The following is a 13,909-nucleotide window of genomic DNA, read 5'->3' as shown; positions in this document are numbered from 1 at the left end:
CCCCCGGGGTGGTCGCCTCCAGGCCGGTACGGGGCCGGGTGAGCGGGCCCGGGGCCCGCCGGGCAGGGGCGGGGCGGCGGACACGGGCGGGCGCCGCGGCCCGGGGCAGGGAGCGGGGCGGGCGCCGCGGCCCGGGCCGGGACCGGGAGCGGGGTGTCAGCGGTCCCCGGGCCGCTCACCCGCCGTCTTCAGCGCGAGCCAGAGCTCCATGCGCACGTCCGGGTCGTCCAGGGAACGGCCCAGGATCTCCTCCACCCGGCGCATCCGGTAGCGCAGGGTGTGCCGGTGCACCCCCAGGTCCGCGGCGGCGGCGTCCCACTGGCCGTGGTGCGCCAGCCAGGCGCGCAGCGAGGCGACGAGGTCGCCCCGGCCCGTGGCGTCGTGCTCGCGCAGTGCGCGCAGCGTCCCGTCGGCGAAGGCCCGGACCACGTCGTCCGCGAGCAGGGACACGATCGACCCGGCCGCGAGCTCCTCGTGCTCCACCAGCGCCCGGCCGCGCCGCCTGGCCACGGACAGGGCCTGCTCCGCCTGCCGGTGGGCGGCGGCCGCGGCGCTGGGACCCGCCGGTGCGGAGAGGCCGACGACCGCACCCGCCTCCTCGGCATCCCGGTCGCCGTAGGCGTCGGCGCAGTGGGCGACGACCTCGCCGCCGTCACGGGCCAGGACCACCATCCGGTCGTCGAGATCGGGCACCGCGAGCACGGCCTCGCCCGCCCGGGCGGCCGCCGCCTCCACACCCTCGGCGAAGGCCGCCGGGGGGCGCCGCGGCTCCCGGCCGGAGGGATCCCCGGCCGGCTCGGCCAGCAGCAGCCGGAAGGGGGCGTCGAGCAGCCCGCCGTAGAGGTCTCCGGCGACGGCGCGGGCGTGCTCGGACTGGCCGGCCAGCAGCATCCGCAGCACCGCGGTGCCCAGCCGCTGCTCCGCCGCCTGGAGGGTGCGCGAGCGGGCCGTCGCCAGGGTGAGCAGGGCGACCGCCGAGTGCACCGCGTAGCGCTCCGCGGTGCCCAGCGGCGCCGCCGTCCCCACCGCAAGGACCCCGCGCACCCGGCGCCCGGTGCCGAGCGACTGGAGCTCCACCCGGTCCTCGCCCGCGTCCGCGCCGACGACCGCGCTGGCGGGGGCGGTGCGCTCGCGCAGCCGGGCGACGTCGCCCGCGTACCGGCCGGCCCTGCGGGCGGCCCAGTCGGGAGCGGCGGCGACGACGGCGCCGGAGGCGTCGTACAGGGCCGCCCAGCCGTCGACATGGGCGGCGAGCCGCGCCACGATGCCGTCCGGCCCCTCGGCGAGCGCGGCCCGGGTCATCTCCCGCTGCGCCTCGAACCCCGCGGTGACCGCCCGGTACGTCTCGGCGGCGATGGCCGCCGAGACCGCCTTGGCGATGGCCAGGAAGGGGGTGCGGCGCGGGACCGCCAGCAGCGGCAGCCCTTCGGCCTCGGCGGCCTCCACCAGCGCCTCGGGCACGTCCTCGTAGAAGACGCCCACCGCGAAGCCCAGGCCCACGACGCCGGCGCCGACCAGGCGGCGCACGTAGCGGCGCATGGCCTCGCGGTCCTCGGCGTCCAGGTTCATGGCGGTGACCAGCAGCAGCTCCCCGCCCTCCATGTACGGCACGGGGTCGGCGAGCTCGCTGACATGGGCCCAGCGCACGGGCGTGTCCAGCCGGTCCTGGCCGGCGCGCACGGCGAGCTTGAGCGCCGAGTGCTGGACGAGCGAGGCGAGTGTGGGCGGCATGGACCGGGGGCCCTTCGAACGGGAGCACGGGATTGCGCCGTCCCGTATGAACGGCTCGGCTCGATTCTGCCAGGGTGTCGCACTCCCGCCCCGGTCGGCGGGGGCTCCGGGCGGGAGTGCGGCGGGGCGCCTCAGGTGCGCAGGTCGACCAGGAGCGGTGGCGCGTGCTCGCCCGCGACGCTGGTGAGCGAGAGCACCGCGTGCCCGGCGGGCACCGCGTGGGCCAGGTCCGAGGCGGACCAGCGGGCCCGCTCCACCTCGCGGACGGTGACCGCCTGCGCGGTGACGGCCTTGCCGGTGACCAGGCGGCGCATCGCGTGCAGCGCCTTGGTCAGGGGCTCGTCGACGACGATCTGCCGGTCGGTGACATCCCGCGTCTGCACCCACTCGGTGCCCCAGGTGTCGGCGAAGCGGCCGCCGTCCCAGGGGGCGAGCCCCGCGAAGGCCATCCGGCAGCCGACCGCGCCGAGCAGCGGACCGCGCAGCGGCTCGGGCACGTCCTCCAGGGAGCGCAGGGCCAGCACCACGCCCGCGTTGGCTCCGCGCAGCCGCTGGACCGCGCGGACCGACTCGGCGGTCACGGTGGAGGAGGCGTCGTCCAGGACGAGGCAGGCGAAGAGCGAGCGGTCCTCCCGGCCGAGGACGGCCTCGGTGAACTGGGCCAGCACCAGGCGCGCGATGATCCGGGACGCCTCGGCATGGCCCCGCTCGGGGAGGTCGACGCGCACGCGCAGGGGGTGCTCCACGGCCCGGAGGGAGAACGGCCGACCGCCGCCGTCGGTGCGGAAGGAGCCGGCGAAGGCCGGGCGGTCGAGGAAGGCGATGCGCTCCGCCAGCAGGACGCCGATGTCGTCCGCACGGGCCGACTGGCGCTCGCGGGCGTCCAGTTCCCGCAGTTGGGCGGCCTCGCCCGCGGCCTGGAGCGCGGTGCGCAGCTCCCGGAGCGCGGCCGGGGCTCCGCCCAGCAGCTCGCGCAGGTCCGGCACGGCGGGGAAGCGCCCGTGGACGCATCGGTAGGGGCCGATGAGCTGGGCGAGTGCGGTGGCGGCGCGGCGGCTGTCGCCGCCGGGCAGGGCGGCCGCGAGATCGCCGACCAGTGCCTCGGCGAGTCCGCGGGCGGCCTCGTCGGGGTCCTCGGCTCCGCCGTAGAGGTCCAGGTCGTGGGTGGAACCGGGGTCCCCCGGGGAGACGACCAGGTCGAAGCAGTGGTCCGGGGCGAGGCCGGAGCCCTGGGCGGTCACGGTGACCACGGCCGCCCGGTTGGCCAGGGCGAGCAGGCACAGCGACTCCACGACGGGCCTGACCAGCCGGACGCTCTTGCCGCAGCCCGACGGGCCGACGGCGAGCAGCGAGGTGCCGAGCAGGGCGGGCTCCAGGGCGAGCCCGGTGGTCCGGCGGGCATAGGGGTTGCGGGGGTCGTCGGCGACCGTGCCGATGCGCACCTGCCCGGTGGCCAGGTCGTGGGCGGCGGTGCGGGCGGGCAGGTCGCGCAGGCCCGAGGGGTGGGCGCAGGCCGCGGGGCCGTGGCGGCGCACGGTGTCGGCGAAGGCCGCGATCCGGTCGGGACGGGCGTGCACGCCCTGCCAGGCGCGGCGGATACGGGCGTAGTCGACGTCGCCGAGGGCCCCCGAACGGGTGGCGGCGGCGAGGGTGGCGGCGGCCTCCGGCAGACCGGCCCGGTGGATCTCGGGCCATTCGACGGGGTCGGCCTCGGGCGGCGGCGGGGCGGCGGCCCCCCGCCGGGCGGCCAGACGGCGGCGGACCGCGGGCCAGGAGCCGGCCCGGCCGACCGCGGCCACCAGCGCCACCGCCAGCAGGAGGTAGTAGGCGTTGGAGACCCACAGCAGCCAGGAGGTGCGGGGCATCTCCCGCCAGACGCCGGGGAGCAGGACGAACAGGGGCCACAGCGGCACCCCGTACCGCTGCCACACCTCGTGCCAGTTGCCCACCTTGCCGAACAGGTGCGCGAAGAGGGAGAGGATGAAGGCGTAGTAGAGGTAGATGACGACGACGAACAGCTCGGCGAAGGAGCTGGTGCCCGAACGCCACTCCTCGGGCACCACCCACAGCATGGGCAGCAGCCACCAGTCGTCGACGAAGATCCACCAGCCTTCGAGGTACCCGTTCCACAGCAGGGACCAGACGAGCCAGCCGCACAGGTAGGCGATGAAGGCGCCGCTGAACAGCTGGCGCGCGGGGACGGCCTCGGGCTCCTCGGCGGGCCGCTCGCGGTGGCCGAACCGCCAGACGCCGGGAGCCGCCTCGGGTCTGCGGGTGCGCAGCCACTCCACCACTCCGGGCCGGGTGGCAGGCGCCCGGGAGGGGCGGGCCGGGACGCCCGGAGGCAGCTGCGGCGGCGGTCCCGCAGGACGGGGCACGGGATGGGCGCGGGTGACCCGCGCGTCGAAAGTGCCTTCGGATTCCATGAACCGCTGCCCCCTGACCAGCCAGGCCCGCATCTGTGCACCCGTCAATCTAGTGCCCCGGGGCGGGCAGTCCACCGATTCCCCGGGGCTCCGGCGCTCCCGCGCCGCGCGGAAGGGGCGTACCGGGCGCGGGAGCGGGCGTACCGGGCGCGGGAGGGGCCGCGCACCCTGTGCCACCGAGGGCGCGGCGGCCGAGGGCGCGGCGGGAGTGCCCGGCGGCCGAGGGCGGGGCACCGGACCGCGGGACCGCAGCAACCGGGCGGCGGCTCCCGGAGCACCGCGGCCCGTACGGGGCGGCGCAGGAGCCGGACGGAGCGGAGAGCGGGCGGACTCGGAGGCGGACCGGCACGGGAGGGACAGCACGGGGCGGGCGGCGGGGACCCCCGGGGCCGGGCCCCGCCCTCGCGGGTATGTCCTCCGCGGACAACGACACACCCACAACACTCCCGAACGGCGCATGCCCGCTCCGCTCCGGCGGACCTAGCCTGCGGGAAAGACAGCAAGCGTCCGCAAGAACCCCCCAGGAGCCCCGCATGACCGCCATCCCGCAGGAGCGCCGCGTCGTCACCGCCATCCCCGGCCCGAAGTCGCAGGAGCTTCAGGCCCGCCGCACGGCCACGGTCGCCGGCGGCGTGGGGTCCGTGCTGCCCGTGTTCACGGCGCGCGCGGGCGGCGGGATCATCGAGGACGTCGACGGCAACCGCCTGATCGACTTCGGCTCCGGTATCGCCGTGACCTCGGTGGGCGCCTCGGCCGAGGCGGTCGTGCGGCGCGCCTCCGCGCAGCTCGCCGACTTCACCCACACCTGCTTCATGGTCACCCCCTACGAGGGCTACGTGGAGGTCTGCGAGGCCCTCGCCGAACTGACCCCGGGAGACCACGCCAAGAAGTCGGCGCTGTTCAACTCGGGCGCCGAGGCCGTGGAGAACGCGGTGAAGATCGCCCGCGCCCACACCGGGCGCCAGGCCGTCGTGGTCTTCGACCACGGCTACCACGGCCGTACCAACCTGACGATGGCGCTCACGGCGAAGAACATGCCGTACAAGCACGGCTTCGGGCCGTTCGCGCCCGAGGTGTACCGCGTGCCGGTGGCCTACGGCTACCGCTGGCCGACCGGCCCGGACAACTGCGGCCCCGAGGCCGCGGCGCAGGCCATCGACCAGATCGGCAAGCAGGTCGGCGCCGGGAACGTGGCCGCGATCATCATCGAGCCGGTCCTCGGCGAGGGCGGCTTCATCGAGCCGGCCAAGGGCTTCCTCCCCGCGATCGCCCAGTTCGCCAAGGACAACGGCATCGTGTTCGTCGCCGACGAGATCCAGTCCGGCTTCTGCCGCACCGGCCAGTGGTTCGCCTGCGAGGACGAGGGTGTCGTCCCCGACCTGATCACCACGGCCAAGGGCATCGCCGGCGGCCTGCCGCTGGCCGCCGTCACCGGCCGGGCCGAGATCATGGATGCCCCGCACGCCGGCGGCCTGGGCGGGACCTACGGCGGCAACCCGGTGGCCTGCGCGGGAGCGCTCGGTGCGATCGAGACCATGAAGGAGCTCGACCTCAACGGCCGGGCCCGGCGTATCGAGGAGCTCATGAAGGGCCGCCTCACCGCCATGCAGGAGAAGTACGGGATCATCGGCGACATCCGCGGCCGCGGCGCCATGATCGCCGTCGAGCTGGTGAAGGACCCGGCCTCGAAGGAGCCGCACCCCGAGGCCGCGGCCGCACTGGCCAAGGCGTGCCACGCCGAGGGCCTGCTGGTGCTGACCTGCGGCACCTACGGCAATGTGCTGCGCTTCCTGCCGCCGCTGGTGATCGGCGAGGAGCTGCTGAACGAGGGCCTGGACATCATCGAGCAGGCGTTCGCCGCCGTCTGAGGTGCTCCGGTGAGGGCGGGAACGGCGCTGTGAAGAAGGTGTGGGGGGCCGATGGCGGGATGGGAATCCGGCTGCCGGGCCCCCTGCGCCTGTCGTACGGTTCCGGCAGATGAGTGAGACACCCCGCCCGGGCGAGAGCCCGGACGGCACCCGGGCCGAGCCTCCCCCGGCCCGTCCCGGGCGTGCCACCGCGCACACCCCCGGAGCCCTGTGCTCCGGAACTCCTCACCGATCGGACGGCCGCCCGCCCCACACCCCCCGGGGCGCGCGGTGGGCCGATCCGGCCGGCCGTGGCGGAACAACCCCCCCTGTTCCGATGCGGCCGGCCTCTTCGCGCTCTCCGCGGCTTCCTTCCGCGTATCTGGCGGCCCTGTGCTGTGCGCTCTTCGCGCTGGTCACCTGGCAGGTGGCGGCAGAGGGGCCGCTGCGCGCGGCGGACGAGCGGCTGGGCCGCGCCCTGTTCCGGACGGCGCCGGACGCCGTCACCCAGCCGCTGGCGGATCTCGGTGCGATGGCCGTCGCGCCGCCCGTCCTCGGACTGGTGGCCGCGTGGGTCGTCTGGCGCCACCGGCGGTGGCGGCATGCGGCATGGGCGCTGGCGGCGATGGGCTCCGTCCCGGCGGTGGTCGCTCCCCTGAAGGCGCTGATCGCCCGGCCCGGTCCGCTGGAGCCGGGCACGGGCTGGTATCCGTCCGGGCACACGGCGACGGCCATGGTGGCCTATCTGGGCGCCGCTCTGCTGCTGCACCCGCACACACGGCGCCGCTGGCCCCTGCCCGTCGCCGCGGGGCTCGCCCTGGCGACGGGCATCGGCCTCGTCCTGCGCGGCTACCACTGGCCGCTGGACGTGCTCGGGAGCTGGTGCCTGTTCGGCGCGGTCCTGGTGCTGCTGGACCGCGCCGTCGGCGGTCCGCTCAGCTCCAGGGGTAGGCGTCGAAGTTCCGCGAGAACTCCCGGTCGTTGAAGCGGTCCCAGTTGATGGACCAGGTCATCAGACCGCGAAGGGCCGGCCAGGTGCCGTGGGTGCGGTAGCTTCCGCAGCCGGTGCCCCGGGTGAGGCAGTCGAGCGCCTTGTTCACCTCCGCCGGGGTGGTGTACCCGTTGCCGGCCTGCGTCGAGGCGGGCAGCCCGATGGCCACCTGCTCGGGCCGGAGGGCGGGGAACACCCTGCTCTGGTCGCCCGCGACGGGGAAGCCCGCAAGGAGCATGTCGGTCATGGCTATGTGGAAGTCCGCACCGCCCATCGAGTGGTACTGGCCGTCCAGGCCCATGATGGGACCGGAGTTGTAGTCCTGGACGTGGAGCAGGGTCAGGTCGTCCCGCAGTGCGTGGATGACGGGGAGGTAGGCGCCGGCGCGCGGATCCTGCCCGCCCCAGGGCCCGGAGCCGTAGAACTGGTGGCCGAGCTGCACGAAGAAGGTCTCCGGGGCCATGGTGAGGACGAAGTCCGCTCCGTAGCGGGCCTTGAGCGTCTTGAGGGCGGAGATCAGGTTGACGATGACCGGCGAGGTCGGGTTGCGGAAGTCGGTGTCCCCGGTGTCCAGGGACAGCGAGTGGCCCTCGAAGTCGATGTCGAGGCCGTCGAGGCCGTACTCGTCGATGATCTTCGAGACGGAGGAGACGAAGGCGTCCCGGGCGGCGGCACTGGCGAGGCGGACCTGCCCGTTGGCGCCGCCGATGGAGATCAGCACCTTCTTGCCCGCGGCCTGCTTGGCCTTGATCGCCGCCTTGAACTCGGCCGGGGACTCCACGTTCGGGCACTCGGACGCAGGGCAGAGGCCGAAGCGGATGTCCCCGGAGGTGGCGGTGGTCGGTTCGCCGAAGGCGAGGTTGACGACGTCCCAGGAATCAGGGACGTCGGCCATGCGCACATAGCCCGAGCCGTTGGCGAAACTGGCGTGCAGATAGCCGACGAGGGCGTGGGCGGGCAGTTCGCCCCCGCCGCCGGCCGCGGCCGTGGTCGCGGTGACGGCCGTGGACTGCGGCGACTCACCGGCCTCGTTGAAGGCGGAGACGCGGAAGCTGTAGCTCGTCTCGGGTGTGAGCCCGGTGGCGGTGGCCGAGGTCCCGCCGACCGTGGCGATCCGCTCGGCGCCCCGGTAGAGGTGGTAGCCCTCGGCGCCGGACGAGGGGTTCCAGCTGAGCGGCACCGAGGTGGCACCGGGGGTGCCCGCGGTGAGCGACGTGGGCGCCGCGGGGACGGTCACCGGGTCGCCGCCCGGGCCGAGGACGGAGACGTCGTCCGCGTGGTAGGCGGGGGTGCCGTACCAGCCGTGGAGGTAGACGGTGACCCGGGTGGTCGAGGGGCCGGTGCGGAAGGTGGTGGCCAGCCGCTGCCAGGTGGGGGCCGAGCCCGTCCAGGTGGAGACGTCCGTGGTGCCGGTCCCGGAGGCCCCCAGGTGGACGTAGGAGCCCTGCACCCAGGCGCTGAGGCTGTAGGCGGAGTCGGGCCTGACCGCCACCGTCTGGGAGCACCGGGCGTTGTCGCTGCCCGCCGGGGCGGCCCTGAGCGCCGAACTCCCGCCGTGGACGGGCGAGGAGACGGCTGAGCCGCTCCCGGCGGTGCAGGTCCAGCCGGTCAGCCCGGCCTCGAAGCCTCCGTTGCGGGCGAGTTCGGTGTCGGCCGCGGCCGCCGGGGAGGCGACGGCCACGAGCGCCGATGCGGCGAGGGCGGCGGCCGCCAGGGCGGCGCCGAGTCTGGTGCGGTGCACAACTGCCTCCGGGCATGGGGGATGGAGAGGTGCGGACGCGCGGGATAGAGGGAGCGCGCACAACATGGTCCAGACCAATCGGGTTGTCAAGACCTCCGGCACCGGACGGGGTTCACCAGACCGCCCCCTCCGGGCCCCTCCCGGCCCGCCTGCGCGCCTCCGCGATCCCCGCCGCGGCCTCGTGCAGGGCCAGTTCGAGCAGGGCGGGGTCGTTCAGCGCCCCCGAGCCGTCGGGGACCACCAGCCAGCGCACCCTGCCGGTGGCTCGCCCCGGGTACGGCACCGCGATCCAGGTGCCGTACCCGGCCGTGCGCACCCCCGACCCCAGCCAGCGATCCGCCGTCCCCGGTGGGACGAAGAAGCCCGTGCGCTCCTCGCCGGAATCGGCGAGCACCGGGCCGGGCCGCCCCACCAGCCGGGTGAGGACGTCCAGCGTGGGGTAGCCCAGCTCACCGGGGAGGATGAGGACGTCCCAGCGCCTGCCCGCCGGCAGCAGCGCGATCCCCAGGGCGCTGCGCTCCCATGCCCACCGGCAGGCGTCGGGATCCGGTGCCGCACCGGCCAGCCACTCCACCGCGCTCTTCGCCCCCGTGCCCATGGCGTCTCTCCCTCTGTGTCGGTATGTGCCGTCACCTGTACAGAGAGCGGAAGGGGCCGTTCATGACGCGGATTCGCCTCACTCGTAGGAGTGAACCTGGCTCCCGCCCGGGGCGCGCCGGGCGCCAGGACCCCGAGCGGGCCGCCACACCGCCCCCGAGCGGGCCGGTCGGGGGCAGGGCCCCGGACCCGGCCGCGGCACCGCCCGCGGCCGGGCGGCCGGGTCAGCTGTCGAAACCGAGGCCCAGCCGGTCCATCGCACGCAGCCAGAGGTTGCGCCGCCCGCCGTTGGCGTCGGCCCGGGCCATCGACCACTTGGTGATGCCGATGCCCGCCCAGGCCACGGGCTCCGGCGGGAAGGGCAGCGGCTTGGAGCGGACCATCGCCAGCCGGGTGCGCTCGGTGTCCGCGCCGTCGAGGAGGTCGAGCATCACCTCGGCGCCGAAACGGGTCGCACCGACCCCCAGCCCGGTGTACCCGGCGGCGTAGGCGACCCGCCCGGCATGGGCCGTGCCGAAGAACGCGGAGAAGCGCGAGCAGGTGTCGATCGCCCCGCCCCAGGCGTGGGAGAAGCGCAGCCCCTCCAGTTGCGGGAAGCACCGGAAGAAGTTCCGGGCCAGCGTCAGGTAGGTCTCGGGCCGGTGGTCCCGCTCGGCGCTGAGGCGGCCGCCGAACGGGTAGATCGCGTCGTAGCCGCCCCACAGGATGCGGTGGTCGGCGGTGAGGCGGAAGTAGTGGAACTGGTTGGCGCTGTCGCCCAGCCCCTGCCGCCGCTTCCAGCCGACGGAGTCGAGCTGCTCCGTGCTCAGCGGCTCGGTCATCAGCGCGTAGTCGTAGACGGGCACGGTGTACGGGCGGACGCGGCGCACCAGCGAGGGGAAGACGTTGGTGCCGAGCGCGACCGTGCGCGCGAGGACGCGGCCGTAGGGGGTGCGGACGGCCATCCCCGCGCCGTGGCGGACGAGGTCGAGGCCCGGGGTGTTCTCGTAGACGCGGACGCCGAGTTCGCGGCAGGCCCGCTTGAGCCCCCAGGCCAGGCGGGCCGGGTTCAGCATGGCCACGCCATCGCGGTCCCACAGCCCGCCGAGGAAGGTCGGCGAGTCCACCTCGGCGCGCACGGCGTCCCGGTCGAGGAGTTCCCGGCCGGAGAAGCCCAGGCGGGTGGCCTCCTCGTGGACCTCGTGGAGTTCACGGAGCTGGTGGGGCTCGGTGGCGACGTCGATCTCGCCGGTGCGCTCGAAGTCGCAGTCGATGCCGTGGCGGGCGACGGCCTCCCCGATGGCGTCCAGGTTGCGGGCGCCCAGCTCCTCCAGCAGCGGCATCTCCTCGGGCCAGCGGGCCAGCCCGTTGCCGAGGCCGTGGGTGAGGGAGGCGGCGCAGAAGCCGCCGTTGCGGCCGGAGGCGGCCCAGCCCGCCTCCCGGCCCTCGATCAGCACGACGTCCCGGGAGGGGTCGCGCTCCTTGGCGAGCAGCGCGGTCCACAGGCCGCTGTAGCCGCCGCCGACCACGAGCAGGTCGCACTGCTCGGTGCCGGTGAGGGCGGGCAGCGCCGCCGGCCTGCCGGGGTCGTCCAGCCAGTAGGCGACGGGCTGGGCGTCGGAGAGCGACGAGGCAAAGGTCATGGCTGCTGGGGCCATGGTTTCCACTCCTTCGTCGGCCGCGGGAGCGGCCTACTTGGGCAGGGCGGCCTTCTGCCGCCGGTTGCTGATCAGCTGTCCGGCCACCACCACGAGGACGGCGATCGCGAACATGGCGGTGCCGATGACGTTGATCTGCACCGGTGTGCCGCGCTGCGCCGAGCCCCAGACGAACATCGGGAACGTCACCGTGGAGCCGGAGTTGAAGTTGGTGATGATGAAGTCGTCGAAGGACAGGGCGAAGGCGAGCATGGCGCCCGCCGCGATGCCGGGCGCGGCGATCGGGAGGGTGACCCGCCAGAAGGTCTGGAAGGGGCCGGCGTACAGGTCGCGCGCCGCCTCCTCCAGCCTCGGGTCCATCGACAGCACACGGGCCTTGACCGCGACGACCACGAAGCTGAGGCAGAACATGGTGTGGGCGATCAGGATCGTCCAGAAGCCCAGCTGCACCCCCAGGTTGAGGAAGAGGGTGAGCAGCGAGGCCGCCATGACGACCTCGGGCATGGCCATCGGCAGGAAGATCAGGGAGTTGATCGGGCCGCGGGCGCGGAAGCGGTAGCGCACCAGGGCGAAGGCGATCATCGCACCGAGCACGGTGGCGCCGATCGTCGCCCAGAGGGCGATCTGGAGCGAGAGGGCGAGGGAGCCGCACAGGTCGGCGACGCCGCAGGGGTCGGTCCAGGCGTCGGTGGAGAACTCCTGCCAGGAGTAGTTGAAGCGCCCGGCCGGCTTGTTGAAGGAGAACACCAGCACGACGATGTTCGGGACGATCAGGTAGGCCAGCGTGAGCAGGCCGGCCAGGACCACGAGGTTGCGCTTGAGCCAACGCATCAGACCAGGTCCTCCGTTCCGGCGCGGCGGATGTAGACGGTGACCGTGACCAGCACGGCCGCCATGAGGATGAACGACAGCGCGGCGGCCGTCGGGTAGTCCAGCACTCTCAGGAACTGGGACTGGATGACGTTGCCGATCATGCGGGTGTCGGTGGAGCCGAGCAGTTCGGCGTTGACGTAGTCGCCGCTGGCGGGGATGAAGGTCAGCAGCGTCCCGGAGACCACGCCCGGCATGGAGAGCGGGAAGGTCACCTTGCGGAACACGGTCGCGGGGCTCGCGTAGAGGTCGCCCGCCGCCTCGTGGAGCCGGGGGTCGATCCGCTCCAGCGAGGTGTAGAGCGGAAGGATCATGAACGGCAGGAAGTTGTAGGTCAGACCGGTGACCACCGCCAGCGGCGTGGCCAGCACCCGCTCCCCGGAGGTGAGCCCGAGCCAGGAGGTGACGTCGAGGACGTGGAGGGTGTTCAGGAGGTCCACCACGGGCCCGCCGTCGGCGAGGATCGTCTTCCAGGCGAGTGTGCGGATCAGGAAGCTGGTGAAGAAGGGGGCGATCACCAGGACCAGCAGCAGGTTGCGCCAGCGGCCGGCCTTGAAGGCGATCAGGTAGGCCAGCGGGTAGCCGAGCAGCAGGCACAGGGCCGTGGCCGTCCCCGCGTAGAGCAGCGAGCGCAGGAACTGGGGCCAGTACTCGGCGAGCGCCTCCCAGTAGGTGGCGAAGTGCCAGGTGACCTCGTAGCCCTCCTCCAGGGAACCGGTCTGCACGGAGGTGGAGGCCTGGTAGAGCAGCGGCAGCGCGAAGAACACCAGCAGCCACAGGATGCCCGGGAGCAGCAGCAGGTAGGGCACGAGCCGACGGCGTGAGGGGACCTTGCGCACGACGGGTGCCGGGGGTGAGGGGGGCGCGGGTGGCGCGTCGGTGAGGGTCACGGCGTCTCCTCCACGGACTCCACTCCGGCCGCGATGTCCTGGGCGGCGTCGAGCCCGAAGGTGTGCTCGGGGCTCCAGTGCAGGACGACCTCGGCCCCCGGGACCAGCCCGGCCCGCTGCTCCACGTTCTGGACGTAGACCTCCAGGGCCTTGCCCGCCGGGCTCTCCACCACGTACTGCGTGGAGACGCCGATGAAGGACGAGGCGGCTATGCGGCCGGTGACGGTGTTGCGCCCGGGGGCCACGGAGTCGGCCTCCGCCGCGGGGGTGAGGGCGATCTTCTCCGGGCGGACGCCGACGAGGAGCCTGCTGCCCGTGCGGACGCCCTCGGGGCACCGCTCCCCGGGCAGCCGCAGCTTGCCGCCGCCCGCGGTGACGACCACCTCTCCGCTCCCGGCGTCGACGACCTCGGCCTCGATCAGGTTGGAGGTGCCGAGGAAGTTGGCGACGAAGGTGGTGCGCGGGTGCTCGTACAGCTCCGCGGGGGCACCGAGCTGCTCGACCCGGCCGCCGTTCATGACCGCGACCGTGTCGGCCATGGTCATGGCCTCCTCCTGGTCGTGGGTGACGTGGACGAAGGTGATGCCGACCTCGGTCTGGATGCGCTTGAGCTCCAGCTGCATCTGGCGGCGCAGCTTGAGGTCGAGGGCGCCCAGCGGCTCGTCGAGCAGCAGGACCTGCGGGTGGTTGATCAGGGCGCGGGCCACGGCCACGCGCTGCTGCTGCCCGCCGGAGAGCTGGTGCGGCTTGCGGTGGGCGAAGTCGCCGAGCTGGACGAGGTCCAGCATCTCGGCGACCTGCTTCTTCACCGAGGTGACACCGCGGCGGCGCAGACCGAAGGCGATGTTCTCGTGGATGTTCAGGTGCGGGAAGAGCGCATAGCTCTGGAAGACGGTGTTGACCGGCCGCTTGTGCGGCGGCAGCGCGGTCACGTCCCGCTCGCCGAGCGAGACCGTCCCGGTGGTGGGGTCCTCCAGGCCCGCGATCATGCGCAGCGTGGTGGTCTTGCCGCAGCCGGAGGCCCCGAGCAGGGCGAAGAAGGAGCCCTGCGGCACGGTCAGGTCCAGGGGGTGGACGGCGGTGAAGGAGCCGTAGGTCTTGCTGATCCCGGCGAGGCGGACGTCCCCGCCCGCGGTGGTGTCTGTCATGGGTCGCGTCCCAGGTGTGTCGGTCCGATGG

General features: G+C 74.2%; 10 protein-coding genes. 2 read left to right on the top strand and 8 right to left on the bottom strand.

Features of this window, described 5'->3' with window-relative positions; all coding sequences use genetic code 11:
* Positions 1–156: 156 nt before the first annotated feature.
* Entirely contained in the window at positions 157–1,731 is a 1,575-nt protein-coding gene (locus tag ACGF15_RS06330; RefSeq protein WP_392797028.1) for a PucR family transcriptional regulator, read from the bottom strand.
* Between the two features lie 131 nt (positions 1,732–1,862).
* On the bottom strand, positions 1,863–4,157 hold the full coding sequence (locus ACGF15_RS06325; RefSeq protein ID WP_345614070.1) for an ATP/GTP-binding protein: 2,295 nt from the start codon (positions 4,155–4,157) through the stop codon (positions 1,863–1,865).
* Positions 4,158–4,690: 533 nt separating this feature from the next.
* Between ACGF15_RS06325 and gabT the strand changes: the two genes are divergently transcribed.
* Positions 4,691–6,025 carry a 4-aminobutyrate--2-oxoglutarate transaminase gene (gabT, locus tag ACGF15_RS06320; protein WP_345614071.1) on the top strand — a complete coding sequence of 445 codons (1,335 nt, stop codon included), beginning with the start codon at positions 4,691–4,693 and terminating at the stop codon, positions 6,023–6,025.
* A 316-nt stretch (positions 6,026–6,341) separates the two neighbouring features.
* Positions 6,342–6,989 carry a phosphatase PAP2 family protein gene (locus ACGF15_RS06315; protein WP_392797027.1) on the top strand — a complete coding sequence of 216 codons (648 nt, stop codon included), beginning with the start codon at positions 6,342–6,344 and terminating at the stop codon, positions 6,987–6,989.
* On the opposite strand, the gene ACGF15_RS06310 is transcribed toward ACGF15_RS06315, so the two are convergent.
* The 6 genes from ACGF15_RS06310 to ACGF15_RS06285 all read right to left on the bottom strand — a co-directional run bounded on the left by ACGF15_RS06310 (position 6,940) and on the right by ACGF15_RS06285 (position 13,878).
* A complete protein-coding gene (locus ACGF15_RS06310) occupies positions 6,940–8,736 on the bottom strand; it encodes a chitinase (RefSeq protein ID WP_392797026.1) in 1,797 nt (598 codons plus the stop codon). The genes ACGF15_RS06315 and ACGF15_RS06310 overlap by 50 nt on opposite strands.
* 112 nt (positions 8,737–8,848) lie before the next feature.
* Positions 8,849–9,334 (bottom strand): hypothetical protein, encoded by a 486-nt coding sequence (locus ACGF15_RS06305; RefSeq protein ID WP_345614074.1) that lies wholly within the window; start codon positions 9,332–9,334, stop codon positions 8,849–8,851.
* Between the two features lie 223 nt (positions 9,335–9,557).
* On the bottom strand, positions 9,558–10,970 hold the full coding sequence (locus ACGF15_RS06300; protein WP_345614075.1) for an FAD-dependent oxidoreductase: 1,413 nt from the start codon (positions 10,968–10,970) through the stop codon (positions 9,558–9,560).
* Positions 10,971–11,003: 33 nt separating this feature from the next.
* Positions 11,004–11,801 carry an ABC transporter permease gene (locus ACGF15_RS06295; RefSeq protein WP_345614076.1) on the bottom strand — a complete coding sequence of 266 codons (798 nt, stop codon included), beginning with the start codon at positions 11,799–11,801 and terminating at the stop codon, positions 11,004–11,006.
* Positions 11,801–12,730 carry an ABC transporter permease gene (locus ACGF15_RS06290; protein WP_362607145.1) on the bottom strand — a complete coding sequence of 310 codons (930 nt, stop codon included), beginning with the start codon at positions 12,728–12,730 and terminating at the stop codon, positions 11,801–11,803. Before ACGF15_RS06290 ends, ACGF15_RS06295 begins: the two co-directional genes overlap by 1 nt.
* Positions 12,727–13,878: an ABC transporter ATP-binding protein gene (locus tag ACGF15_RS06285; protein ID WP_345614078.1), complete on the bottom strand. Its 1,152-nt coding sequence runs from the start codon at positions 13,876–13,878 to the stop codon at positions 12,727–12,729. Before ACGF15_RS06285 ends, ACGF15_RS06290 begins: the two co-directional genes overlap by 4 nt.
* Positions 13,879–13,909 lie beyond the last annotated feature (31 nt).

It is taken from the genome of Streptomyces sp. NPDC048001 (genome assembly GCF_043203115.1).
GTDB lineage: Bacteria > Actinomycetota > Actinomycetes > Streptomycetales > Streptomycetaceae > Streptomyces > Streptomyces sanyensis.
This window is presented reverse-complemented; position numbering and strand designations above follow the sequence as displayed.